Source organism: Proteus hauseri, assembly GCF_004116975.1.
Lineage (GTDB): Bacteria > Pseudomonadota > Gammaproteobacteria > Enterobacterales > Enterobacteriaceae > Proteus > Proteus hauseri.
The window spans coordinates 1,919,208-1,944,710 of sequence record NZ_CP026364.1 but is presented as its reverse complement, the minus strand read 5'-3'; the positions used below and the strand labels follow the sequence as shown (position 1 = coordinate 1,944,710).

Below are 25,503 nucleotides of genomic sequence, written 5' to 3'. Positions count from 1 at the left end.
TTTTCTTACTTTTCTGGGTCTGTAAATCCGATGATCATACTGGCAATAAAGCCAACAACCCACGCCCCTAATACGGCAATTAAGAATTTAGTGATTTGCCCATCACCAACTAAAGGAATTAATGATAAACCCGCAGTACCAAATGGAATAATAATGCCCACTTGGAAATAAGCCATTAATGCACCCCCAGCAGCACCACCAATACAACCCGCGATAAACGGTTTTCCTAGTGGTAATGACACACCGAATAATAATGGCTCACCGACACCAAAAATTCCCACAGGTAATGCACCCATTAATGTTTTCTTTAAGCGCTGATTTTTAGTACGTAAATAAACCCAGAAACAAGAACCAACTTGTCCCATTCCCCCCATGGCTAAAATAGGGAATAAATAATTTAACCCGAAGGTATTTAAAATCTCAGTATGAATAGGAATTAAACCTTGGTGTAACCCTGTTAATAATAAAAATAAGAAGCTACCACCTAAAGCAGCACCCGTTACAACAGCACCGCCACCTTGATTTAATAACGACAACGACACACCTTGTGCCAATAACTGATTAAGATAATGACCAATAGGTTGGAAAATCATTATCGCTACTAGGGAAGAAACTAGAATAGTGACAAATGGCGTTAAAATAAGATCGAGGCTTTCTTTAACAATGCTACGAAACCATAACTCTAATTTTGAAGAGAACACCACAACCATTAATACTGCAAAAATTCCGCCGCTATTTGGCTGTAATTTTTCACCCAATAAAGTGATATCTGCAAGCCCTGGCATCGCCAGTAACCCTGCCATTACTGCACCAATAGAGGTTGATGCACCTAATTCTTTTGCCGTATTAATACCAATCATAATAGAAAGATAAGCAAATACGGTGCTACCAATTAATTTAAATAATTTAAATAACTCAGGAAACTGTTCGACTAACCCCGGAGCTACTAAGCGAATAATATTAATTAGCCCCATAATCAAACCACAGCCAATTAATGCTGGAATAGTCGGAACAAAAATAGCAGCCAACGTATTCAATGTACGGCGAATTGAAAAACCTTTTTTCACTGGTGTTGACGCCGGTTCTTCGTCGCTATTTTCTGCATTTTTTTGCATGCGCTTATTCATAATAGAATAAACTTTTGCTGCGGTTCCCATTCCGACAATAACCTGATGCTGTTCACCATTAAAAACAACACCTTTAACGCCTTCAACCTGTTTTAACGCATCTGAATTAAACAGTGAGCCCTCTTTTAAAATTAAACGAATACGGGTCATACAATGGGTTAAGGTTGCGATATTTTGAAACCCACCGGCTTGTTTTTCTATTTCTAATGCTAATGTATCTAGGTGTTCTATTTTATTAGCCATAAGTGTGCCTGCTAGAGTTTAAGAGTAGTGACTCATCTTGTTATTAGTTAAATAGAGCAAGTTGTTGTTGTAGTGAACGATAAGGGTATTGCTGTGTGATCTGCTCTACCTTATCCACGCTAAGGTGTAACTCATACATTAAAATGGCTTTTCGTGGATGATAATCAACCATATTTAACAGCTCTGCGGCTTTTTCTGCTGTGATGCCACACACTTCACTCACAATACCTTCAGCGCGTCGTTGAAGCTTTTCGTTACTCGCAATAACATCAACCATAAGATTTTTGTGCACTTTTCCAAGTCGAGTCATTACGCTGGTGCTTAACATCCCTAAAATCATCTTTTGTGCTGTGCCACTTTTCATTCTGGTTGACCCAGTTAAAACTTCAGGGCCAACATCAGGAGCAATTGAAAAATCAGCAATATCGCTCATGATGCTTTTACCGCGTGTAGTAATAGACACGGTTAGTGCGTGAATTTTTTTGCCATATCGCAATGCTGCCACGGTAAATGGTGTTCGACCGCTGGCTGCAATACCAACCACAACATCTTTTTCGCTCACATTACGGCGATGGAGTTCTTCAATTGCGGCACTTTGGCTATCTTCAATATTTTCAACCGCTTTTAGCATTGCATCATGCCCACCAGCGATAATAGCTTGCACAAGTGTTGGCGATACGCCAAAAGTAGGCGGACACTCTGCGCTATCCAAAACAGCCAATCGACCACTGGTACCCGCACCAACATAAAAAATACGTCCACCTTTTTGTAATCGCTCAGTAATGGCTTCCACTGTTTGAGCAACGGCAGGTAACACCTTCTGCACTGCTTGTGCCACTGTCATATCAGCGCTGTTTATCAAGGTGACTAATTCTAATGCTGTTAACTCAGAAAACTGAGCTGTTTCTTGATTACTCTCATTGATAAGACATTGGCTCAATGCATCATCTTTCATCGCAACAACCTTAATGAAATTAAATTTCACACAAAAATACATCTTGTGAAATTTTATTTCAACTAAACTTGTTACTATTTTGTGAGTTTAATCACACTATAAAAATTCATGAAAAAATATTTTGATAGGTAAGAAATTGTCCAACATCTCGCATTAATGCAGTTTTTTCAAAACTAAATTTGATAGCACTATTATTTTTATATTCTCCTATCTCAATAAGATAGGAGAATTAAACGCAGTTACTTTAGCAATTAAATAGAATTATTTTTATTCGATAAAAATAAGCCAAACTCTTCAATACTCGGATATGACGATTGCGTCCCTTTACCTGCAACACTTAATCCTGAAAACATAACTGCTTTATTTAACGCCTCTTCAATATTACCTGTGTGCACATAATAGTGAGAGAAACAGCCAATAAAAGCATCGCCGGCACCACTGGTATCAATAGCATCGACATCTATTGCTGGAATATATTTCTCTATTTCGCCGTTCATCCACAGCGCGCCTTTTTCACCTAATGTCACAATGATATTTTTAAAGCCTTTCTTCAGCAAAAAGCTAGCCGCATCTCGGATTTCATCCATTGTGGTGATTGGCATTGCAGTTAAAATTTCAAGTTCTGTTTCATTAGGAACAAAAAAATCACATTGAGCAGCAATAGATAAATCTAACGTTTTTGAAGCGGGGGCGGGGTTAAATAACACAGGAATTGCGTGTTTATTACCAAACTCAATGGCGTGATAGACCGTTTCAACTGGGATTTCTAATTGCAATACGATAATTTTGCACTTTTTCAGGCTCTCTGCCGCTCTATCAATATCTTCTGGTGATAAATGTTGATTGGCACCTTTCACAATTAAAATACTATTTGATGATTTGGAAGTCACAAAAATAGGCGCAACCCCACTTGTGGTACCGGGTACTTTTTCCACATAACGAGTGTTAATACCATAAGACTCTAAATTCATAATGGTGTTATCTGCGAAAATATCATCGCCCACTTTTGTTAGCATCATCACTTTTGAATTCAATTTTGCAGCAGCAACCGCTTGATTTGCGCCTTTACCACCACAACCAATTTTAAATGCCGGCGCCTCAAGGGTTTCTCCCTCTTTTGGCATACGGTCTATATAGGTGATCAAATCCACCATATTTGAACCAATCACTGCAATATCCATAGCGCCTCTTACTCTTATGTGAAATTAATAATGTTATAAAAGTTACATTTTGATAGGTGTATAACAATATCATGTTATTTAAATATCATTTGTGATTGTTATCGTGTTAGAACAGCACTAATATGTTGCCAAAATCACATGAGTGATAAATAACAATCTTCTATTAAGGAATACACTATGCGTCCATTAGCTAATTATATCGATCATACCCTTCTTGCTGCAGATACAACTGAAACACAAATCAAGACATTGTGTGCTGAAGCTGTAGAACACGGTTTCTTCTCTGTTTGTATTAACACTTCTTATATCCCTTTAGCAAGAACTTGCCTTGAAGGCAGTGATGTTAAAGTCTGTTGTGTTATCGACTTCCCATTTGGTGCGGGTTTAACAGCAACTAAAGCATTTGAAGCAGCTGAAGCTATTCGCCAAGGTGCACAAGAAGTTGATATGGTTATCAATATCGGTATGTTAAAAAGCGGTCGTTTAGACTTTGTAAAACAAGATATCGAAGCAGTAAAAGCGGCTTGTGGTAACACAACACTGAAAGTTATTTTAGAAACTTGCCTATTAACTGATGACGAAGTACGTTTAGTTTGTGAAATGTGTCGTGAGATCCGCGTTGATTTTGTGAAAACATCAACAGGATACAGTACAATGGGTGCAACAGAGCATCATGTTGCTTTAATGCGTGCAACAGTCGGTGACGAAATTGGTGTAAAAGCATCTGGTGGTGTTCGTGATCGCCAAACTGCACTGAATATGATCAAAGCCGGTGCAACACGTATTGGTGCTAGTGCAAGTGTGGCTATTGCAACAGATTCAGATGCACCAGAATCAAACTACTAATTATAGTTAGCGTGCATTTTCTCGGTGCACGCAATTAATTAACACAAGGATCCTTCGGTGATAGAGACCAAACAGCACGAACGTTTGCGCCGCCTCAGTGAATGTATTAAACGCTCAGGTCGCATACATCTTAAAGATGCCGCAAGGATCCTTGAAGTTTCAGAAATGACTATCCGACGTGATTTAAATTCGGATTCAGAAAACCCATTTCCGATGTCGCTGCTTGGTGGTTATATTGTTGCATTAGCACAACCTCATGCTGGCTTAATAGCAACATCGTCCGATATTATTACGCCAGATCAAACCCAAGAGTTACATATTCCTAATCTTGCTGCGGGCATGGTTTCAGAGGGGGATGTGTTATTTTTCGATAATGGCCAATCTATTCCCACTCTAATTGAGCTTATCCCAGATAACCTTCACTTCACGGGAATTTGTTATTCACATCGGGTATTTCTTGCATTAAGTCAGAAAAAAAACGCCACCGTATTACTCTGTGGTGGAGAATACCGCCCTAAAAGTGACTCTTTTTATAACCCAACTCAACCTTCTTATCTTGATAGCATTAATCCTAAAAAAGCATTTATCTCCGCTGAAGGTGTACACCTCGATTTTGGTGTTACCTGTTACAACATCGACGATTTATATATGAAGAAAAAAGCGATGGATAAATCTATTCGTAAAATCCTATTAACGAAATATCACTGCTTTGATGAAACAGCAACAGGAAATATGGGCGATTTAGCGCTATTTGATGTTGTTATTACCGATAGAAAATTAACGGATGACTATGAAAATTATTGTCGAAAAAGCTCAGTAAAAGTTATTTATTAGTTTTCCGTTTAGTTTTTATCATTAACTAGAATAGTTAGTTAACAAAAGTAAAACTTAAATAAAATAATCTACTTTTATTTTTATCTTCTCCAAAAATCAATAATAAACAAAACTCGTTTTCCATTGCCAAAGCAAAAAAAAGTGGTTACTATGCCCCCGATTTTTTATTAAACACTCATTTCACTTAACTGCAAGGAGGTATCCCATGACAACAATTAATATGAATACTCTTTGCGGACAATCTCAGAAGTAATTCTTTTTTCCTTCTTTTTGCTGTCCGCCAATCAATTTATTTTTTTATCCTTTACATTATATGGATTGGTATATGGACAAGTGTGTTCATTATTTATCTGACCGTGTTTGTTATATCGCGTCAGATGATACTTGGATTGAAAGCAAAGCAATCCAACAATTAGAAATTACTGCTCAACTCCCTAATATGGCTTATGTGGCTGGCATGCCAGATCTGCATCCCGGCCGTGGTTATCCTATTGGCGCAGCCTTTTTTTCTGTTAACCGCTTTTACCCTGCTTTAGTTGGTAATGATATTGGCTGTGGTATGACGTTATTTCAGACCGAATTTAAAAACAATAAACTCAATTTAGATAAGCTGGAAAAACAATTAAGCCAAATGAGTGATATCGCCACTTCTGAATGGCTAGAAGAAAATTTGCCAAAACAGAGACAAAATCATCCTTTCGCAGGCTCTTTAGGATCTATTGGTGGTGGTAATCATTTTGCTGAGTTTCAGCAAATTGACCAAGTTGTAAATGAAACCCTGTTTGCACAAAGTGGTATTAATAAAAAACAGGTGTTGTTATTAGTGCATAGTGGTTCTCGTGGATTAGGACAATCTATTTTACGATCCCACACTGAGCAGTTCGGCCATAAGGGTTTAGAACAAGACACTGATATGGCAAGCGATTATTTGCTCGCTCATAACGATGCACTTCGTTATGCAGAACTTAATCGTCAATTAATTGGCGAAAGAATGATGCAACAGATCCATACTCATGGTCATGTTATTGCGGATGTTAACCATAATTTGGTTGAGCCTTGCGAATTGCATGGTCAACAAGGTTGGTTACATCGTAAAGGGGCAACGCCTGCACACCATGATCTCGTCGTGATCCCTGGTTCTCGTGGTGACTATAGCTATATTGTGAAGCCCATTGCTTCTGATTTAAGCTTAAATTCGTTACCTCATGGCGCGGGTCGAAAATGGATGCGTACAGAATGCAAAGGCCGTTTATCTCATCGTTTTACACCATTGCAGCTTTCTCGCACATCATTAGGCAGTCGCGTTATTTGTGCCAATAAACAATTGATTTATGAAGAAGCACCTCAATCTTATAAATCGATTGAAACCGTGGTAGAAAGCATGGTGAGTATAGGTTTAATCGAGGTTATCGCACGTTTAAAACCACTGATAACTTACAAAACCAGTGGGGAGATAGCGTAAATGTTATTACAATTTTCCTCAGCTCAAGGGCCTGAAGAGTGTTGTGTAGCCGTTGAAAAAGCGTTGCACTACTTTTTAAAATCGGTTGAAAAGCAACAAGTAAAAATCGCGGTACTTGAAAAAGAACCTTCTCGTTATGGTTTAAAATCAGCCTTAGTTTCTATTGAAGGTACTGATGCACAATCTATTGTTCAACAATGGACAGGTTCAGTGCAATGGCAATGTGCAAGCACCTTAAGACCAAAGCACAAACGTAAAAATTGGTTTATTGGTGTCGCTTGTTTTGAGCAACCGAATGAAATTAACGATAACGAGATTGTGTTTGAAACCATGCGTTCTAATGGTCCCGGAGGTCAGCATGTCAATAAAACAGAATCTGCGGTAAGAGCCACACATATCGCCACAGGTATTAGTGTAAAAGTACAATCAGAACGTAGCCAACATGCCAATAAAAAGCTGGCTAAACAACTTATTGCATGGCATTTAGATAATTATATGATGAAACAACAAGCCTCATTAAATAGTCAGCGCCATATTGCTCATCATCGCGTTATTCGTGGAAACGCAGCACGGTGTTTTTCAGGTAACGATTTTGTCCCAACGACTAAATAAGTATTATTGATATAACAAAATCAAAGCCACGATTTTAATCGTGGCTTTGTAAAGACAAAAATGCCCTGCAATAAGATTTTTAAATCACATCACAATTGCAGATGCAGCTAATGCCACAATCATAAAAATAAACACACTATCATAACTGTCACCACTCGCTTTAATTAAGATGTCCATTATTGGTGCAAAGAACACGTCTATTGATAACGATAAACTCACGATGATATTTCCCCATGATTGGCCAAGTAACATCAGAAAATAGTGTAATATGATTGAGTATATGTATGTCATACAAGGTAAAAACACCTATTTAAATCTAAGCTGCCTTCCGCCTTACCTATTAGAAAAGAAAAAAGTTGAAAATGAGCGATTACTTGAATTAATTATAGTGAATAAAAATAGTAACGATAATTCATCTCAATTAAATAAAGAAAAATACAATTTTAAAAAATATTACGCAAAACATCAAACCATTATTCAATTATTCAATTATTCAATTATTCAATTATTCAATTATTCAATTATTCAATTATTCAATTATTAGATCAATCTTGACATACTCTAGATAGAAAAAAATAGTAGAAACATTAGAAATAAGTATTTTTACACTATATAGAAGAATGAAAAAAGTATAATCACTCTAATTAATTTGTTTTCTGTACAACTATTTTATATTAAAGATAAAAAAACAAATCATTTTTAGACTATTATTTAATGAGCATGATAATTTATTAATGAATAAAAATTTAACTTAACACAATATCATTTAAAATCTTGGTCATCTTAACACATTAAATGACTCCGTATTTGTAACTAAATATATTACTCATAAAGTAAGGTTAAACTATATTATAATAGAATACTTATCATAAATTAACGTAACACGTTGAAAGTGTTAATTATATATATGCATTATTCATTACATTATTAATGAATTCAGATTTTTTATAAGAAAATTTTGTAACATTGTCTTTAAGACATCATTCAATAAAATCACTAAACTCCTTTCACATAAGCCCATTTTAATGCCATAAAGAACCCAGCATTAATTATAAATCAATAAATATATCTAAATATGAGCTTTATTTAATAATTAATGCTAACAAGCTATTTTATAAAAGATTATATCTTGTTATTTAATTTATCTGTTTAAAGCACTTGTATATTCAGGTGACTTTACTAGATTTATAATTGGTAATAGTAAGTTAATCTCTAAATTAAATAGCACCTAATCTGTTTTCATTGAGAAAACAACTACTATTTATATAAATCTATAGAGGTCATAAAATGACTATTTCGACAAAGAAACTTCTGCCTATCACTTTATTGGTTTCAGCAATGACAACAAGTGTAGGTGTATTAGCCGCTGAAACACAATCAGGTACTTTATCCTTTAAAGGATTAATCTATTCTTCTTCTTGCATCATTGATATTAACGATACTAACTCACCTAATGCGAACGTATTAATGGGTCGTTATCCTACGAGTGCATTTAGTGGAAAAGATTCTGAAGTTGGTGGCGAAAATGGTAATGGTAAAATTGAAATTACGCTAGAAAACTGTCCACCTGTTGGGAAAGTAACACTTAAATTAGATGGTAAAGCAGATAGTAGCTCTGACCAAACCTTAGCATTAGATAATCCAGCCGATTCAAAAACTGCGCAAAACGTAGGCATCCGTATTTATAACGCTAAAAATCTATCCACTCCTTTGATTATTAACGGAAGTAAAACTGAATCTATTGATGTAGAAGGTGCCGACTCTTCTTGGACGGCTGAGTTTGTTGCTAAATATATTAGTACAGCAAACACCGTTTCAGCAGGTCAAGCTGATGCAACACTGAATTACACTCTTACTTATCAATAATAATTAAACGCAGGTTAATATTTTAACCTGCGTTTTTACATAAAGGTTGTCATCGTTATGTCTTTTAAAAGAGCACTTTTAGGATTAGGACTTATATTTAGCACAGTAACATCAAGCTTCGCAGGCTTTGGCTTAGAAACAACACGTGTTATTTATAATGAACAGAGTAATAACGAAGGCTTTGTTGCATTTAATACCGATAAAGATACCAACTACTTATTACAATCTTGGATTGAAGATCTTAATGGCAAAGTCACACAAAGTTTTGTTATTACACCGCCATTATTAAAACTTGTTGCACAGCAAAAAAATACACTACAAGTGACTAAAAATACGACATTACCCAATGATGTCGAATCGATGTATTGGATTAATGTAAAATTTGTTGCCCCAAGCAATGAGAATTTAGAAAATGTTTTACGTTATTCTATGACTAATAAAATAAAACTAATTTATCGCCCGCAATCTCTTAGTAATATCAATGTTGAAGAAGAAGTAAAAGCACTCAAGTGGTCAGTAAAAAATGGCAATTTAGTTGTTGTTAATAATTCACCTTTCTTTGTAAATATCGGAAAAATATTTATTAATAATAGTGAAATTGAAGAAAATCCTGGTTATCTCCCCCCCAAATCTGAAACTGTTATAAAAACCAATAAAACACCCAATAATCAAAGCAAGATACAACTGCTTTATATTGATGATTTTGGCAAAGGTGTTCCAGTTGATTTCAAATTATAACTAAGAGATTTATTTTAAGATGAAAATGGAAAAGGGAATGGATAATTATTTTAATAAATCTTCACTCTATTTATTGATAGCGGGAGGTTTATTTACCTCTTTCAATACTTCAGCAGATGATTATTATCCACCTAATCTATTGAATATTGAAGGTAGCTCACAACAGATTACTAACGAAGATCTCAGTGTATTTAGAGAATCTTCTATTGCCCCTGGCTATTATCATGTTGATTTTTTTATTAATAAAAATCGTATTTTCAATCGTGAAGTTGAATTTGCATTGATGGATGATGCTGAAAATAAAAAAATTCTAGTGCCATTATTAACTGCAGATGAGTGGTATCAAGCCGGAGTTGATATTCCCAACCAACTGATTAATCAAGATGATCAATTTGTTAATATTAGTCTTATTGAGCACGCTGTGGGTGTACTCGATTTAAACAGAAGCCAGTATGTTTTGACTGTGCCACAAAAATATATTAACGAGAATAGAATTCAACTGAACGAAGTAAATAATTGGGATTCTGGTATTCCCGCAGCTTTAGTTAACTATTCATTTTCATCTTTTAATCGTCGTAGCGATGGCAAAACTAACGACAGCTATTATGGTAATATTCAAAGCCAAGTTAACTTTGATGCATGGCGTTTCTATAATTATTCCACATGGGCTAAAAATGAAAATGGTGAAAGCCATTGGAATACATTAAGTAATGTTCTTTCTAGAGATATTTATACCTTAAAAAGTGAATTACAATTAGGAGACCTTTACAGCTCATCCCAACTATTTGACTCTGTTAAATACCGTGGCTTAAAGCTAATGACAGATCGCCTAATGACACCTTATCAAAATAGAACTTATGCCCCTAGTGTTATTGGAATTGCTAATTCAGAATCAATTATCACCATTACGCAAAATGGGCAAGTTATCTATAAAAAGAGTGTTCCCGCAGGGCCTTTTAATATAGTGGATTACTCCCCAATGAGTAGTGGGGGAAATTTATATGTTAATGTGAAAGAATCTGATGGCTCAGAAAAGAATTTCATCGTGCCTTTTTCTTCTATAGCCAGCCTAGAGCGAAAAGGTGAAATAAAATATAGCTTTTCAACAGGTAAATACGACAGTCACAACAGTGGTGACGGTAGCTATTTAACCCAAGCTGAAGCTTATTATGGTTTAACGGATTACGTCACACTTTATAGCGGTTTATTGGTTGCTGAGAAATATCAATCTTTTGGCTTCGGTAGTGGCCTTAACTTGGGGAGTTATGGTGCTGTTACCGCAGATTGGCTCTATGCAAAATCAACCGTTAATCATGACGAGTCTTTAAATGGTAATGCCTTTAGAGTTAATTATTCAAAAAATATTGAGTTAACCAATACCAATGTTTCAGTAGTGGGTTATCGCCATTTTGATGCTAATTTTCTTAACTTCAATGATGCCATGGAGTACAAAGATAAAGAATATCAGGTGAATGATGGATTAAAAAATGAATATACCATGTCCATTAGCCAACCTTTATTTTCAAATAACTCATCAATAAACTTAAACTCTATTATATATAAGTATGCTGATGGCAAGAATATTAGCTCTTATAATGTTGGTTTTAATAGCTCTATAAATAAAATCAGCTACAGCATTTATTATACTTATTACGATGGTAATCGATTCGATAATAATGATAAAAACACTTATGACTTAAGCATGAATATTAGTATCCCATTAACATGGCACGAAAACTATGTGTGGGCAAACTATGCTGTCTCAACTAATAATAATGACCAAACCTTGCATACCGCTCGTTTAAGTGGAACCTATGGTGACAGAAATCAAGCAAGCTGGGATGTTTATCAAGGTTATGGTAATAAAGGTGTTAACTATAGTGGTGGATTAAACGGTTCTTATAAAACATCAAGTGCTATTGTAAATGCCGGTTATTCATATTCAAAAGATAGACAAAACTTTAACTACGGAATAAGTGGTGCTTTAGTCGCGACACAATATGGTGCAGTACTTGCCCCATCATTACAACAAACTAATGCTTTGATTCTGACGAAAGATACAGCAGGTGTTGAAATTATTAATGGTCAGTCAGTCAAAACCAATGGTCGTGGTTTAGCAGTTATTTCAGGGATGTCTCCGTATCAGAAAAACAGTATTAGCATTGATACTCAATCTATACCAGCGGATACTGAAATTACGAATAACATTATTAGTAATGTTATTCCAACTAAAGGTGCATTAATTCTTGCTGACTTTGATGCTAAAAAAGGATTTAAATTCTTACTCACATTAGAAACACCTGATAACAGTATTATCCCTATGGGTGCTCAAGCAGATATTGGGCAAACAGAAAAACAATTAGTCGCTAACTTTAATCAGCTTTATTTTATTGCAGATAAACCACAAGGTGATATTCAGGTTTCTTGGAAATCTGATGGTAAAACATATCGTTGCCATGCCAATTACAATGCAAATAATGAATCATCAACCAATGGGTTATATATCTTAACGACTGAGTGTAAATAAGGAAATAAAATGACTAACAGTAAAAAGAAAACCAATAATTTATTATTTCTTACTTTTATACTTGGTCTATCCTCGACCTCGTTTTATAGCTATGCGGCACCAAATTGCGTTAATAATGGCGGTATTAAACACGGTACAATGGATGCAAAAGCAGGTACTGTTGAATTAACCGGTTCAATTAAAAAGAACCAAGAAATAGGCCGTTTTACCTTTGTACGAGATGGCTATGACGTTTCTGTTGCAGATTGTCCTGATGGCGCAGAAATTTATGGTTATGCCACCTATAGTGAAGCTAGTGGTGTTATACCAACCTACTATATGGATATCGATGGCAGACCTGCTTATTATGTTGTTCGTAATGCTCCTATTGTTGGATTAGATGATTATGCTTATGTGCTAATTGATAATAAAACACAGCTCTCTTTTAGAAGTCAGCCAGGACAGGAGATCCCTGTAAATGACAATAAGCTCTATTCCAGAGATGCGACAGTTATTGTCTATGCCACTAAAGATAATCCTAAGTCACAACGTTTTACTACCCAATATATTGGCTCAGTATTAATTAATCGCTTTAATTCAGGCGGTGGTACAACAGCAGTAGGTTTTAGTTATCGTCTTTCTGTTAATATTATTAGTGCACCAACATCATGTAGCGCTGAAAATACGGATCTTGTTATGAACCTTCCTAGAATATCAACATCGGCATTTCCTAAAATTGGTTTTCCAACTGAACAAGCTTATGCAGAAGATAATTTAAGAATTAATTGTACAGGTAATGTTTCAGCCAAAATAAAACTAATGGCGAACAATACAGCAAGTTATGAAGGTCAAGAATCGGTCATTAAAGCCGATAATGAAGGTAGTCGCGATAATGCACAAGGTATTGGCTTTGTTGTCTCATCACCCTTGAGCAATGATACACGATTAGTCAATAATCAATTTGTTAAGCTAGCAAATTTAACCAGTGGCACAACAAGTGTACCGTTGAAAGCTGAATATTTTCGTTATGGTGATGAAGTTAAACCCGGTAAAGTGAATGGCTCAGCTAATTTTGTACTGGAATTTAATTAAGATAAAAATTATTAGAAATTAAAAAATACGATATTCAATGAAAAAAGCGCTATTAAAGATAATTTAATAGCGCTTATTAATAAACCAAAGGTATTAATTAAGGATAAGCTGCAATTAATACCGCAGTACCACTATAGTTACCGCCATCGGCGTTCTCACCTTTCAATATACTTTCAATTTGAATTTGTTTATATTGCCCTACTTTTGAAATAAAGTGTTGTCCCTTATTCCCAGATTCCGCATCAATCATTTGAATTTTACTGTAAATAGTTTTATTTGTACCATCTACTTTTAATGGCAGTCGCTGCTGTGAATCATTATCTTTAGTATAAAGTAATTCAAATTCAACTGGTGTTGGAATAGCGTGATCACAAGAGAAATTAATCGGTTTAACTATTCGACTATCATATTTTTCTGCATTTAATACACCATGATTAATAATTAAACTACCACCTATATCTGTTCGGCATTCTGCCGGCGAAATAATTGTTGCACCTTTTAATCTCATTGGTGCCGTAACATCTTGTATCGCCATAAATCCTGGTAATCTTGAAAAAACTTCCGATTCATTTCTAAAATTACTAAATGCTCTGGTATAACCGGCAAAATCCGTTGATGGGATGACCGTGACACCATCGATATTTTTCTTCTTAATATAAATATTAATTTCTATTGGAAGGTGAGCATAAAAATCACTCATTTTTCTTGTGCCACCATCAAATCTACTGGCTTCATTACAATAAGGACCATAAGCCCGGATCCACCCCAGTCCCATTCCTGGTAATTTTGAAAGGTCAATGGTTAAAAAAGTATTGTAGCTTAGCTGATAAACTTTACGGCCATTAATGGTATAAGGCATTACAGGCATATACATAAACACACGATGATAAGAATTAGATGTATAGCTAGAAGTTTGAGCACCTGATCCACTATTAAAAATAGCACCACCATTACAATAGGCATTACCTATTCTTTCTACACCACCTTTAGTACTACTTGTATTTTTTATTTCAAAAGTAGTACCAACCTGATAAAAAAAAGTACCATCAGAAGCTACTGTAGGATTTTTAAAAATTGTTGCTTTTTGCTTACTTAAATCAATTAAATACCCATCTGTTGATGATACCGCTTTCGCTGCATATATTAACGGACCGCTAGGCCTAGCTGCTTGTGCAGAATTAATTAACGAAATTGCACCAATTATAATTAAAGGTAGATTAATACCTAATTTTTTTATCTTTCCAAACAATGAATAATGTTTACTCATACTAACCTCTAATTATAATCAACTAATAACGAGACATTGGCGGTAAATGGCCCCATTTTTAGTTCTGTACCCGGTTTATTTGCAACCAATTGTGTGCTTAGTGAGATCTTCCCTGAATTGCTGCTGCTAAGAATTGGTGTAATACGTTCATAACGTTGAACATTAATTTTACGCTTGCCGCTGGTAATATCCGAAAACTCTATTCCCAGCTGGTCTGTTGTTGTGGCTAATACATCAATGCCATTATAAGAAAAATAACCATTATCTTTAGGAGAAAGATATAAGTTCATCATTTTATTGAGGTTACAATCTTTAATTAATACATCAAAATTTCTTGGTGGTGTTTTTACCACGGCATTAACATCCACATTTTGAAAATCGATAAATAATTCTTTTGCCCCTTTGTCATCTGTTACTGTACATGCGGGATTAACTAACAGTGCATTAACTGTAATATAAATTTCAGCTGATGAAATAGGCACATATAATAGGCCAAGGGTTAGCGCAATTATTCTTTTTTTCATTATCGCTCCCTATTGATAATCAATATTAAATGTAATGGTAGAGGAAAATGCACCCTCTTTTAAATCACCAGTAATAGGAGGCCTAGCATAAACTTTAAAATTCAGTAAATTTTGTTCATCTTTACCACTTACCATTACGCGTGACATATCAATTTTTTCATTGAACTTTATCGCTGCATCATTGCTATCAAGTAAGCCTAATAAAATATTAGAGCCCCCTTCCGTCTTTAAATAGCTCACACCTTGATCTGTTACGAGGCTATTGCTATTTAATTTTATTGAAATCATTTTGTTTAAATCACTGACATAGCAGTCAACAATTGGAATTGAGAAATCAATGGATTGAGAACGACCATATTCGTAAAGATATTTACTGCTTATTTTATCCAACTGAACTTCTAAGTTATAAGGTGATTCAGGTAATTTACAGCCTGTTGATACCAAATTTCCCATAAAAGAGATATCTAATGAACCACCTGCATTGCTATAGCTAGTAAAGCTACATAATGGCAATAATAGATAAATTAACTTATTCATAATAAATCTCCATTAAATAGCTATGAGCACCTAATTCACGCGCTTCAAATTGCAGTGAATTTCTACCATTTTGTAATAAGAATTTATGCCGTGATAGCACGTGATCATACTCAATAAATGAAAGATTTATTGGTGTTGGCGGTGACATACCCTTTACAAATAAATTACCAGCACCACACTGAGATAAGTTAGCGGTAATAAGAAATGCATCATAAGAGAGAAATTTATTTTTTGGGCGATAACTCTTAATATGATAATCAATAAAATCACAAGGTGAACTTATAATATTCGCCGTCACATATAAATAACCACTATTTCTATTTTCATAAATATCTTGAACATTTTTAGTCGATGATAAATCTACTGTTTCATCAATAGAAATGTTCTCTGCATAGACATAACTCCCAGATAATAAAATTATCACAGATAAACATGTACTTTTTAAATAACGTAATTTCTGGGAGCTCATCTCTTATTCCTTAAGTTACATTTCTTTTTCTACAGTACATTTTGCTGCATCACACTTAAATTTCAGTGTTGGTTTTCCGCCGTAGTCATTAATAATAGTCATATAAGGAACTGTCGTTTTTGCCATAGCAAATTCGTGGTCTGATTTAGGTGGGATCATAACTACATCAAATGCACCCGTTTCAGCCGTTTTTTGGCTTGATGCTAACCCAATAACGGTTAAATAAAATGGTGTCACATTATTAACAGTATATCCTTTAGCAGATGGCGTTAAGGTCACGCCATGAAACCACATGCTATCTGCTTGAGACAAAATACCTGCTGGGCGATAAAACAGTTTTACGCGACTTTGCAAGGCGATTTGTAACACGTTCGCTTCTTCAGATTTTGGTGGTACTTCACGTAAGTTATAGTAAAAAACAGACTCCCTATCTTGTGGTAATGACGCAATAGAAGGTGTTGTACTGATTTGAACAATACTTGATGATTTAGGGTCTAACCGCTGAATAGGCGGTGTCGCAATTAATGGCCCAGTGGTGAGTTTTTTCTCATTAGAATCATCAATCCAAGTCTGAGCTAAATAAGGAAGCGTTGGATTATCGTTGCGAATAGTAATATTAATAGACTTCTCAGAACCCGGAAAAATAATTCGAGTTCTATCTAAAGTTACTGCACTTTGAGCAACAGTAGAGACCCCCATTAATGAGATGAAAAGAGTCGAAATAACGGTATTTTTAAGTTCTTTTTTCATTGTGATTAACCTTTATTAGCATCACTTACATGGCATTAATAGCATTTGTGTTTTTGGATCTATGGTTTCAGGAAGACTAATGGTGCATCGTTTCTCATTTCCCCAGAACACACCCAATTCGTCATTTTCCGCGACACCAACTACCCATGCCACGCCTTCGTCACCCACAATGCCTAATTCAACATTATCTTTATTACGGATACTTGCTCCAAATGGCGGATGTTTACCATCACTCATTTTAACTGTAGCAAACAACTTATACCCTTTAATGACTTTCATCTGACGATAACCTATCGCACCACGCGTTAAAGTTACGTCAGTCATTGTATCTATTGCATCGTAGTTTTCAGGTAACGCACTGACATCTATCGCGGCAGATGAACTACGGAAACTGGTTACGCTAGGAATTATCGCTAAGCCAAATGCATTTGTTTTCATTGATTCTCCTTCTATAGGCACACCTGATATACCCGGAGTTTCAATAAGTAAACGTGTATCGCCATAAGCCGGTTGGTGAAGTACAAGACCATGAGATGTTCCTGTTAAACCGCCAGAAATACTTCCGCTTAAGCTTTTATATTGACCCGGAACATAGCTCGCACTTGCCGCAGCATTTGCTAAGCTCATGTCTTTACTGACATAACCACTAAATGAAGACTCGTTATCAATGGCCTGACCATGGGTTAAACCTGCATTCATGCTATAGCTTAAACCTTCGTCATATCCACTGTAGCCAACACTATGGTTGTAACGTCCTTTTTCATCAGTTTTAGTATATTGTTCAGAGAAAGTAAGGTTTCCACCTTGGTCAAAAGGTACTGATACATAAAGGTTTAAGGTGTCGTCGTTAATCCCTTCACGCTGTGATCTAAAAGCAGAAAGCGTGAGGTTAATATCACGAATTTTTATTTTAGATAGCGAGAAGCGGGTATTAGCATAAACACCGTATTGAGTCTGAGAGCGGCTATTCCAGAATGTATTATGTTGATAGTTAAACGATAATGAAAAATCATCAAAATATTTATTTAAATAAACTTGATAGCTTTCTTTCGGTGAATAGGCATCTTGCCCTGTTCTTCTTTCTTCCATCGTTTGACTAATTGTTCGGTAATCTTCATCTGTAAAACGATAGCCTGCGAAAGTAATATTTGTTTTTACTTCATCAAACGATTTTGAGTAGTTCACTCGATAAGAACGACCCTGTTTATCGCTATCTGATAATTTGGCGAATGATTGGTTAATATCAAAAGATAATGCACCAAACATAGAAAGGTCACGACCAATACCTAATGCAATAGATTGATAATTTTGTGCTAATTGGCTACCACCGTATACGCTCCATGCGTTACTGACACCATATGAAACCTCACCACCAATAACCGTATCGCCAGTTAATTTATGGTCATCATAACGTGTTTTACCACCAACTAATTTATAACGAACTTGTCCTGGTCGAGTTAAATACGGCAGTGTTGCCGTAGAAATAGTAAACTTACGCTCTTCACCATTATCTTCACGAATGGTGACATCCAATTGACCTTGAATTGAGCTGTCTAACGTCTGAATTCTAAAAGGTCCTGGTGGTACAGTCGTTTCTAATACAATACGATCTTGGCTTTTGACAATAATGGTCGCATTCGTTTTTGCCACACCCACAATTTCAGGGGCATAACCAACTAGCTTAGGCGGCAACATACGATCATCACTTTCTAGCGTGATACCTGTATATTGCCATGCATCAAATAACTGAGAGTAAAAGTAATTTTCACCCATCGTTAATGTTGCCGCTAATGCCTTGATAGAACGATATGCATAAAAACGATTAAAATCGAAATTATGAGATTCTTGGTTATCGTTATTTCCACCGCTTTCTTTCTGATAGCTCATGCTATAGTCGCTACGAAAACGCCAAACCCCCATATTAAAGCCACTAGTACCATTCATTGATGCATAAACTGATTTTGAACCTGAGTTATATTTCGCACCACTTAGTGACAAGGTATAGTCTACAAATGCACCAACAATCCCCTCTTCCCAACGAGAAGGTGGCACCCAAGAAGGATCTGAATATTGTAGCCATGTTTGTGGCACTGTTAATTTCAGTGCTAAAGAAGGAAGGTCGAGAGTTAAATTTGTCCCTGTTAAAGCAGATAAATCTAAGCATTGATCGTCATGATAAACTTTGACTTTCTTTTCCGCTTGTTCTGTTAATCCTAATAATTCTAAATTATTTTTAGGAATACAGACGGTATTAAAAATATTTTCAGAAGAGGCGGTTTTTTCGACAGGAAATACACTGATTTTTTGGCTTGGGCCTATTCGCTCACCATTACTGAAAATAGAAAGGTGATAATCCCCTGGCATAATATATCCAGAGCTATTGAATTGACTAATATCAATATTAGCAGCATCAGAAGCATCAAGAATATCAGTATTAAATTCTACAGAATAGGCATAGAAGCACGGTGTCATTGTTAGCAATAAGACTATTTTTGCCATATTTTTAGAAATTAGCATATCCATCCACCGTGATAATGTGACCAAGCGAAAATAAAATGGTTATTTATTTATAATCAATTGAAAAATAAACAAATGCAGAATATTTACCTGCTTCAATAATTTGATTTGTAAAAGCGAGTTCCACTTGGTACTTCAATTCCGGATCTTTTTTCGCATCTTGACCGCGATATATAAGATGATCAATATAATAAGGCCGATTAGGAGGAATAATATTTCCCTCTTCATCTAAAATATAAAACCCAAGTCCTTGTGAGTTGCCAGACATTGAAAATATAGAATCATTATTTGCTTCTAATCCATTAAATTGAATATTTAATGATTTTTTGTCTGTATTACTATATTGACTAACACAACCCGATAATCTTATATAAAAGCTTTTCCTTAAACTTTCCCTTTTTACTTTATTATCAATCATCGATAGTGCAATATCCGAAAAGTCGATGTATTGATAACGATCTTCCATTTTTATAGAGCAAGGTGATGCAATAACTGATCCCGATAATGTTGCATTTGCTTTCAGAACTTTAGGCTCAGCCATATCATCAAAAGCAAAAGAGGCCGATGATGCAAAAAATAGTACTCCCATCATATTTAAAATAGTCAGATACTTATTTTTATTAAAATTCATCATCTCATTACCATTAGATAAATATGTATAGGGGAATATCCCCTATACATATATTGGTGCATTATTCGTATGAAATACGGAAGTCAGCGATAGCAGAGAATTCGCCTTCTTTAACATCTTTAGTAACGTCAACAGCTTTTGCTAAAGCAGTAAACTCAAGTACGTTAGTACCTTGTTTGTTACGAATTTTTGATAAAATATCTGCTGCTTCACCAAATTTGTAAGTATCGATAGCGATACCAACGTTGTTTTCTTTAGCTCTGTCAGTTGCTAACAGAGTGTTGGTTGTATCAGCATATGAACGTCCATCAAATTGGATTTTCATAGTCTTAACAGGTAACCATGCACCTTGGTCATCTTTTTTGAATTTGTCGAAATTACATTGTTCTAATTTAATAGTGAAAGCTTTCTCTCTTTCATTACCTTGTTCTAAGAACACACGTGAAATTTCGCCAAATTTAACAGTTTGGTTTAAACTTTCATCAGCAATATTACATGGAGAATCAACAACTGAACCTACGAAGTTAATTACACCATTATTTTCAGCCATTGAGCCAAAAGAAGCTAAAGATAAAGCAACAGCAGCGCCAACGATGCTTAATTTATTGAATGTCATTATGAATACCTCAAAAGTAAGTTAATATCTGACATGACGTCATTTTTTTAAAATATCAAAACCCGTCTTAATTAAAAAATAATCAAGATTTACATATAGAATAATAAAAAATCCAATCTACAAAAAATAATTAAATTTAATGAAAATTAATAATAAGAATTAACTTTCATTATTAATTTAATCACCAAATCTTGTTGCAAATATATTAATCCTTGAAAAACTTATTTTCAATTAAGTATATTTACAATGAACCGATAGATTATAATATGGATCAAATAATTCAGATGGTATAAAAAATTAATCAACTCAAAAAACGAGTAAAAAAACAATATTTAACACTATCAAACAAAATAAGATAATCTACTTACGAAGAGAGAATAAAATAAAGACACTCTAAATATGATTAAGTTCTGGATGTTTTATATAAAATTAAGATTATTCTTGCACATTAAAAATAAATAAAAATGATCAAATTTACACACCGAGGGAGTAAAATAAACATAAATATACAAATTTAAACATAATTGAAACAATTGGCATGAAAAATAAAAAATAATAATAACCTGTAAATAGTATTTATCTTAAAATATCATTAATGATAAAGTCTATATTTAAATGAAATATCCAATAACATTGGAGAAAAAATTAAATATTAAGTAGTATTACTTGCATTAATTAAAGAAAAATAAAAAATAGGTAGTATTACCTATAGGTTAATATTGATAATAATTAAAGAACAATCATCATTAACTGTATCCATAGTTTATTGACGATGCTGCTTTTATGATTTTTTTATCTTGTCTTTATCTTCAAACTCACCGCCCCAGCCTACATCATATAGTTATTAAATAATTTATCTGAAGTACAAATCTAGTAAGTGCACAAATATTTAGGACTAACTTCATTAACCAAGCCAATTAGTCTGATGACTAAATTCAATTTCATAAAATTGTTTTTTTAGTCAAGCGTCTGAATTATGCACAAATAGCGATGAGATTTTTAATCCTGACCACGTATTGGCCATTTAAAAGATCTTGTTTGAAGAATATCAGCCAAATGTAAATCATTATCTTTTGAGGTATATCACCAAGCAACTATCCCTCAATACTATCTTTATAATTACCCCAATTAAAAGTCACGGTTGCATCAACAAAAAATCACGCTGAACTAACTAACGTTTCTTATTCAAACAGTGCTTCACTAGCAAAATCATCTGCGAATACAATTAATGATTATCACAAATGACACCTCAGTACTTACTGGATGAATAATTCCTACTTCAATATTTCTATGCGTATTTTGCAAATGACAAAACCTTGAGTATGTAAATTTCCACGATCCTGATCCTATCACTAAGTTTTTTAGTTTTCGTTTACACTAACTAAAACTTAACCTGAGTGATTAAGGAACGTTCATCTTTGGGAGGCAAAAAAGAGTGAAAAGATAACTTACGGCAACTAAGCATAGATTGAACTAGCTTATTTTATACACAGCGGGTAAGACCTAGGATCAAATTTGGTGCTATCTAGTACTAATAAGCATCTAAATCAGATTGGTTAAAATCATCGATTAACTGTACTAAAATTTTTAGAAAAATAAACAAGTCATATACTCAGCTTTTCAATAATTCTATTACCTACTAATTTCTACTATAAAACACCTTCATCAATTCTATTTACAGAACAACTATGCTCTCGCTTACTTTGTCATTAATTTACCTATTATTAATAATGAGGTAAGTAAACTCACCTATGGTTAGCGTTTTGTTTTCTATAATTATGTTTTTTCAATTTATTAGGTTGTATTAATCTTCTCTCATAAATTTCATTCTAAGACCTATTGATACTCTTTTAATCGGAATAAGAATAATACTTATCACTAACTAATCAAAATAAGAATAACCCTTATCATCATCTCATCAAAATAAGAACTATACTTATCACTGCATCTTAAAAAATATATAAAAATTAATTTTTCTCATACTTTTCTTATTATCATTTTAAATATTTAAAATACCAATCTTATATTGACTCTCTTATTTAGATATTATTTAATTTCATTTGTAACAAACTATTTCTAATAAATTTTTACCGTTAAAACGATGATATTTTTTTGTTAAAAATATTATTAAATACAATAAATCCATTTTCAATATTAAATAAAATTTATTTATAAATCAGTATACTAACTTCTGATTAGTTGACTTGTGTTATTACTTTGATCTGTTTTGACGATCATTAAAGCAATTTTGATAGGCTGTGACTATCACAGAAGGGTTATTGATCGGTATTATCGTCTTTAAAGATATTTTTTAATTGTATATAGTTTCCTTAAGTTAAATATAGAAATATATATTCCAGTAGAAATACTTAATATATTAATTAGCAAAAATTATATATCTTATTGCTGGCAAAATACATTAAGTAGGAGAAATTAAATGAATAACAATACTAATGATGTTATTGACTTAAATATCAAAACAGGAGCATTTATAAAAAAACATCGTATTAGTAAAGGGTGGAACGGTGTTTTATTTGGTAGTTTACTTTTCATTAGTCAGCAACAAGTTTCTAGATATGAAACTGGAAAAAATATTTTGTCCATCACTATGTTAAATCAATGCTTAACTGTATTAGGTTTAACATGGGATGATTATATTAGAGAAGTCATCTATAAAAACACGGATATAAATAACATTGATGTAATCATATAAAGAACAAAAAGAGTTATCAAAGAAGTTTTAAAATTCTATTTTCCCATTTATTTGGCATGGCCGCTATTTAATAAAATTATTTAGAATACGTTGATAATACTATATATATAAAATCAATTAGATTTTATATATATAGTGATATTTTTTGTCTGGTAAATAATCATGTTTATATTTATTCATAACTAATAAAAGGTGTTAAAAATGAAATTATTAAAAGTATCTGGTCTAGCTGCAGTATTAACCCTGGCGTTTGCTGGATATGCTAATGCTGCAACTGTAACCGTAAGTGGTGGTACAGTGCATTTTGTTGGCCAGATTGTTGCTGCTGGTTGTTCTGTTGATAGTGAGTCAATGAACCAAACTGTTGAAATGGGCCAAGTAAGAACGGCAGCCTTCGCAGCTAAAGGTGACAAATCGGACGCTAAAGATTTTAATATTACTTTAAATAATTGCGATGTTGCTATTGCAAAAAATGTAGCTTTTTCATTCTTAGGTCAAACTTCTACAGCTACTGATATTTTAGCTCTTTCTGGTACTACTGATGGTTCAGCAAAAAATGTTGGTATCAACATTATTGACCAAAGCGGTACTAACTTAAAAGTTGATGGTAGTACATTTGGCGCTAAAACTGCATTAGTTAATGGCCGAAATATTATTCCTTTAACTGCTCGTTATATTTCTACAGGTGATACTGTACAAGCTGGGCAAGCAAATGCCGTAGCTACATTTAACGTTCAATATGATTAATTGATTGTAAGGCAGATATGAGAATTTTAATTTTCATATTTGCATTAGCTTTACCACTTTTAGGGAATGCTAAAAGTGGTAATCTAAATGCAAAGACGAGTGGGTTTACTTTCTTTCATGGAAGTATTGTTAATTCTGCATGCCAATTAGATATTAGTGGAGATTATCAAGAGAGAGATCTTGAACGAATTATTGATTCAAATATAAAGCAAGAAAAAGACATTATAAATTTATTAAAATATTCATTTACACTTAAAGGATGTAAAAGATACATCTCGGATGGCGTTATTGTCTCATTTAATAAAGTGTCTTCTACAAATCAAGAAGTCTTAATGGTGAAATATGATGGCAATATAAAACACCATACAGGTGTTGTTCTTTTTGATCATAATAAAAACCTGCTTGTTGTTAATTCAGACTTTGATCCTAATTATCAGTCAATGGACGATGCTGTTGAATTTTATTTAATTGCAAAATACCGTCTACTTAAAAAAGAAAAGCGAGAGCTTATTCCAGAAATTGTTGCGGATCTACTTATCAGCTATCAGTAAAAATAAAGTTGGAAACTTAAATGATATTCAAAAATAAAATTATTGAAACTATAGTACTAATTATAGGAATGATGAGTGTGTCATTATCGACACAGGCAGGCGTATCTTTAGGTACAACAAGGGTTGTTTTTCCAATAGATAAAGAGCAAGTCATATTACCTGTTAGCACTAGCTTAGATGAGGATGCTTATCTTATTCAATCATGGATAGAAAATAAAGATGGAGAAAGAAGTGATCAATTCGTTATCACACCTCCTCTTTTTATGATGCAAGGAAAAAAAGAAAATAATTTACTTATTCTTAATAAAAAAAATGTGGAATTACCTAAAGATAGAGAATCTTTATTTTGGGTAAATGTTAAATCAATACCGGCTTCTGATAAAAAAGATGCTGATAAAAACATACTTCAGTTTTCTATTACAAATAGAATAAAAATGTTTTATCGACCTGAAGGGTTGTTAAAAGCATTAGAAGAAGCGCCTAATAAATTAGAGTTTTCTATTGCTAATAACTCGTTAACAATAAAAAACCCCTCACCTGTCTTCGTTACCATCGTTCAATTAAAAATAAATGATAATGAACTGAATAATATAATGGTAGAGCCTTTAGGTCAGGAAAATATCCCTATTAAATTCAGCTTAAAAGCAACTAATGAAGTTAGTTATGAAACCATTAACGATTATGGTTCTATGACTCCAAGGAATACAAAGAAAATATAA

At 33.9% G+C, this 25,503-nt stretch carries 24 protein-coding genes; 12 read left to right on the top strand and 12 right to left on the bottom strand.

Annotated features, from left to right (window positions below):
- Positions 1-5 precede the first annotated feature (5 nt).
- From PH4a_RS08935 to rbsK, 3 genes are all read right to left on the bottom strand, one after another.
- Positions 6-1,370 carry a PTS transporter subunit EIIC gene (locus tag PH4a_RS08935; RefSeq protein ID WP_129039238.1) on the bottom strand — a complete coding sequence of 455 codons (1,365 nt, stop codon included), beginning with the start codon at positions 1,368-1,370 and terminating at the stop codon, positions 6-8.
- A gap of 43 nt (positions 1,371-1,413) precedes the next feature.
- Positions 1,414-2,325, bottom strand: coding sequence for an N-acetylmuramic acid 6-phosphate etherase (gene murQ, locus PH4a_RS08930; RefSeq protein WP_129041862.1), 912 nt, complete (start codon positions 2,323-2,325; stop codon positions 1,414-1,416).
- A gap of 251 nt (positions 2,326-2,576) precedes the next feature.
- Positions 2,577-3,506 carry a ribokinase gene (gene rbsK / locus PH4a_RS08925; RefSeq protein WP_129039236.1) on the bottom strand — a complete coding sequence of 310 codons (930 nt, stop codon included), beginning with the start codon at positions 3,504-3,506 and terminating at the stop codon, positions 2,577-2,579.
- Between the two features lie 177 nt (positions 3,507-3,683).
- Between rbsK and deoC the strand changes: the two genes are divergently transcribed.
- The 4 genes from deoC to prfH all read left to right on the top strand — a co-directional run bounded on the left by deoC (position 3,684) and on the right by prfH (position 7,260).
- Entirely contained in the window at positions 3,684-4,352 is a 669-nt protein-coding gene (deoC, locus tag PH4a_RS08920; protein ID WP_064718707.1) for a deoxyribose-phosphate aldolase, read from the top strand.
- Between the two features lie 57 nt (positions 4,353-4,409).
- Entirely contained in the window at positions 4,410-5,186 is a 777-nt protein-coding gene (locus tag PH4a_RS08915; RefSeq protein ID WP_129039234.1) for a DeoR family transcriptional regulator, read from the top strand.
- A 325-nt stretch (positions 5,187-5,511) separates the two neighbouring features.
- Positions 5,512-6,648 (top strand): RNA ligase RtcB family protein, encoded by a 1,137-nt coding sequence (locus PH4a_RS08910; protein ID WP_129039232.1) that lies wholly within the window; start codon positions 5,512-5,514, stop codon positions 6,646-6,648.
- Positions 6,649-7,260 (top strand): peptide chain release factor H, encoded by a 612-nt coding sequence (gene prfH / locus PH4a_RS08905; RefSeq protein ID WP_129039230.1) that lies wholly within the window; start codon positions 6,649-6,651, stop codon positions 7,258-7,260.
- Between the two features lie 84 nt (positions 7,261-7,344).
- Here prfH and PH4a_RS08900 read toward each other — a convergent pair whose 3' ends face one another.
- On the bottom strand, positions 7,345-7,551 hold the full coding sequence (locus PH4a_RS08900; RefSeq protein WP_129039228.1) for a hypothetical protein: 207 nt from the start codon (positions 7,549-7,551) through the stop codon (positions 7,345-7,347).
- Positions 7,552-8,547: 996 nt separating this feature from the next.
- On the opposite strand from PH4a_RS08900, the gene PH4a_RS08895 reads away from it, so the two are divergent.
- The 4 genes from PH4a_RS08895 to PH4a_RS08880 are packed head-to-tail and all read left to right on the top strand — an operon-like array spanning position 8,548 to position 13,462.
- On the top strand, positions 8,548-9,126 hold the full coding sequence (locus PH4a_RS08895; RefSeq protein WP_129039226.1) for a fimbrial protein: 579 nt from the start codon (positions 8,548-8,550) through the stop codon (positions 9,124-9,126).
- A gap of 57 nt (positions 9,127-9,183) precedes the next feature.
- Positions 9,184-9,864, top strand: coding sequence for a fimbrial biogenesis chaperone (locus PH4a_RS08890; RefSeq protein ID WP_129039224.1), 681 nt, complete (start codon positions 9,184-9,186; stop codon positions 9,862-9,864).
- A 19-nt stretch (positions 9,865-9,883) separates the two neighbouring features.
- A complete protein-coding gene (locus PH4a_RS08885) occupies positions 9,884-12,391 on the top strand; it encodes a fimbria/pilus outer membrane usher protein (RefSeq protein WP_244212952.1) in 2,508 nt (835 codons plus the stop codon).
- 9 nt (positions 12,392-12,400) lie between these two features.
- The gene (locus PH4a_RS08880; protein ID WP_064718700.1) at positions 12,401-13,462 is read left to right on the top strand and encodes a fimbrial protein; all 1,062 of its coding nucleotides are present in this window, start codon (positions 12,401-12,403) and stop codon (positions 13,460-13,462) included.
- A gap of 97 nt (positions 13,463-13,559) precedes the next feature.
- Here the strand turns inward: PH4a_RS08880 and PH4a_RS08875 are convergent, their stop codons facing one another.
- From PH4a_RS08875 to PH4a_RS08840, 8 genes are read right to left on the bottom strand one after another with little or no spacing between them, the layout of a single operon-like run.
- Positions 13,560-14,729, bottom strand: a complete 1,170-nt coding sequence (locus PH4a_RS08875) for a hypothetical protein (RefSeq protein WP_129039222.1) — start codon at positions 14,727-14,729, stop codon at positions 13,560-13,562.
- An 8-nt stretch (positions 14,730-14,737) separates the two neighbouring features.
- Positions 14,738-15,253 carry a fimbrial protein gene (locus tag PH4a_RS08870; protein WP_129039220.1) on the bottom strand — a complete coding sequence of 172 codons (516 nt, stop codon included), beginning with the start codon at positions 15,251-15,253 and terminating at the stop codon, positions 14,738-14,740.
- A gap of 9 nt (positions 15,254-15,262) precedes the next feature.
- Positions 15,263-15,790, bottom strand: a complete 528-nt coding sequence (locus PH4a_RS08865) for a fimbrial protein (RefSeq protein ID WP_064718697.1) — start codon at positions 15,788-15,790, stop codon at positions 15,263-15,265.
- Complete coding sequence (locus tag PH4a_RS08860; RefSeq protein WP_064718696.1) at positions 15,783-16,259, bottom strand: hypothetical protein; 477 nt, start codon at positions 16,257-16,259, stop codon at positions 15,783-15,785. The genes PH4a_RS08865 and PH4a_RS08860 overlap by 8 nt, the downstream gene beginning before the upstream one ends.
- 15 nt (positions 16,260-16,274) lie before the next feature.
- Positions 16,275-17,009 (bottom strand): fimbrial biogenesis chaperone, encoded by a 735-nt coding sequence (locus PH4a_RS08855; RefSeq protein ID WP_064718695.1) that lies wholly within the window; start codon positions 17,007-17,009, stop codon positions 16,275-16,277.
- Positions 17,010-17,030: 21 nt separating this feature from the next.
- The gene (locus PH4a_RS08850) at positions 17,031-19,526 is read right to left on the bottom strand and encodes a fimbria/pilus outer membrane usher protein (protein WP_129039217.1); all 2,496 of its coding nucleotides are present in this window, start codon (positions 19,524-19,526) and stop codon (positions 17,031-17,033) included.
- Between the two features lie 46 nt (positions 19,527-19,572).
- A complete protein-coding gene (locus tag PH4a_RS08845; RefSeq protein ID WP_129039215.1) occupies positions 19,573-20,160 on the bottom strand; it encodes a fimbrial protein in 588 nt (195 codons plus the stop codon).
- A gap of 58 nt (positions 20,161-20,218) precedes the next feature.
- Positions 20,219-20,773 carry a fimbrial protein gene (locus tag PH4a_RS08840; protein ID WP_064718692.1) on the bottom strand — a complete coding sequence of 185 codons (555 nt, stop codon included), beginning with the start codon at positions 20,771-20,773 and terminating at the stop codon, positions 20,219-20,221.
- 2,437 nt (positions 20,774-23,210) lie between these two features.
- Here PH4a_RS08840 and PH4a_RS08835 point away from each other — a divergent pair.
- From PH4a_RS08835 to PH4a_RS08820, 4 genes are all read left to right on the top strand, one after another.
- A complete protein-coding gene (locus tag PH4a_RS08835) occupies positions 23,211-23,486 on the top strand; it encodes a helix-turn-helix domain-containing protein (protein ID WP_064718691.1) in 276 nt (91 codons plus the stop codon).
- 201 nt (positions 23,487-23,687) lie between these two features.
- A complete protein-coding gene (gene fimA, locus PH4a_RS08830; RefSeq protein ID WP_129039213.1) occupies positions 23,688-24,233 on the top strand; it encodes a type 1 fimbrial major subunit FimA in 546 nt (181 codons plus the stop codon).
- 17 nt (positions 24,234-24,250) lie between these two features.
- Positions 24,251-24,784, top strand: a complete 534-nt coding sequence (locus tag PH4a_RS08825) for a fimbrial protein (RefSeq protein ID WP_129039211.1) — start codon at positions 24,251-24,253, stop codon at positions 24,782-24,784.
- Between the two features lie 20 nt (positions 24,785-24,804).
- On the top strand, positions 24,805-25,503 hold the full coding sequence (locus tag PH4a_RS08820; RefSeq protein ID WP_129039209.1) for a fimbrial biogenesis chaperone: 699 nt from the start codon (positions 24,805-24,807) through the stop codon (positions 25,501-25,503).

Bases quoted from the DNA above. Each gene is read 5' to 3' on its own strand.
- PH4a_RS08865 (WP_064718697.1), bottom strand. From the start codon at position 15,790: ATGAATAAGTTAATTTATCTATTATTGCCATTATGTAGCTTTACTAGC.
- fimA (WP_129039213.1), top strand. From the start codon at position 23,688: ATGAAATTATTAAAAGTATCTGGTCTAGCTGCAGTATTAACCCTGGCG.
- prfH (WP_129039230.1), top strand. From the start codon at position 6,649: ATGTTATTACAATTTTCCTCAGCTCAAGGGCCTGAAGAGTGTTGTGTA.
- rbsK (WP_129039236.1), bottom strand. From the start codon at position 3,506: ATGGATATTGCAGTGATTGGTTCAAATATGGTGGATTTGATCACCTAT.
- PH4a_RS08890 (WP_129039224.1), top strand. From the start codon at position 9,184: ATGTCTTTTAAAAGAGCACTTTTAGGATTAGGACTTATATTTAGCACA.
- murQ (WP_129041862.1), bottom strand. From the start codon at position 2,325: ATGAAAGATGATGCATTGAGCCAATGTCTTATCAATGAGAGTAATCAA.
- PH4a_RS08860 (WP_064718696.1), bottom strand. From the start codon at position 16,259: ATGAGCTCCCAGAAATTACGTTATTTAAAAAGTACATGTTTATCTGTG.
- PH4a_RS08935 (WP_129039238.1), bottom strand. From the start codon at position 1,370: ATGGCTAATAAAATAGAACACCTAGATACATTAGCATTAGAAATAGAA.
- PH4a_RS08880 (WP_064718700.1), top strand. From the start codon at position 12,401: ATGACTAACAGTAAAAAGAAAACCAATAATTTATTATTTCTTACTTTT.
- PH4a_RS08850 (WP_129039217.1), bottom strand. From the start codon at position 19,526: ATGCTAATTTCTAAAAATATGGCAAAAATAGTCTTATTGCTAACAATG.
- PH4a_RS08885 (WP_244212952.1), top strand. From the start codon at position 9,884: ATGAAAATGGAAAAGGGAATGGATAATTATTTTAATAAATCTTCACTC.
- PH4a_RS08910 (WP_129039232.1), top strand. From the start codon at position 5,512: ATGGACAAGTGTGTTCATTATTTATCTGACCGTGTTTGTTATATCGCG.
- PH4a_RS08840 (WP_064718692.1), bottom strand. From the start codon at position 20,773: ATGACATTCAATAAATTAAGCATCGTTGGCGCTGCTGTTGCTTTATCT.
- PH4a_RS08845 (WP_129039215.1), bottom strand. From the start codon at position 20,160: ATGATGAATTTTAATAAAAATAAGTATCTGACTATTTTAAATATGATG.
- PH4a_RS08855 (WP_064718695.1), bottom strand. From the start codon at position 17,009: ATGAAAAAAGAACTTAAAAATACCGTTATTTCGACTCTTTTCATCTCA.
- deoC (WP_064718707.1), top strand. From the start codon at position 3,684: ATGCGTCCATTAGCTAATTATATCGATCATACCCTTCTTGCTGCAGAT.
- PH4a_RS08825 (WP_129039211.1), top strand. From the start codon at position 24,251: ATGAGAATTTTAATTTTCATATTTGCATTAGCTTTACCACTTTTAGGG.
- PH4a_RS08870 (WP_129039220.1), bottom strand. From the start codon at position 15,253: ATGAAAAAAAGAATAATTGCGCTAACCCTTGGCCTATTATATGTGCCT.
- PH4a_RS08835 (WP_064718691.1), top strand. From the start codon at position 23,211: ATGAATAACAATACTAATGATGTTATTGACTTAAATATCAAAACAGGA.
- PH4a_RS08875 (WP_129039222.1), bottom strand. From the start codon at position 14,729: ATGAGTAAACATTATTCATTGTTTGGAAAGATAAAAAAATTAGGTATT.
- PH4a_RS08895 (WP_129039226.1), top strand. From the start codon at position 8,548: ATGACTATTTCGACAAAGAAACTTCTGCCTATCACTTTATTGGTTTCA.
- PH4a_RS08900 (WP_129039228.1), bottom strand. From the start codon at position 7,551: ATGACATACATATACTCAATCATATTACACTATTTTCTGATGTTACTT.
- PH4a_RS08820 (WP_129039209.1), top strand. From the start codon at position 24,805: ATGATATTCAAAAATAAAATTATTGAAACTATAGTACTAATTATAGGA.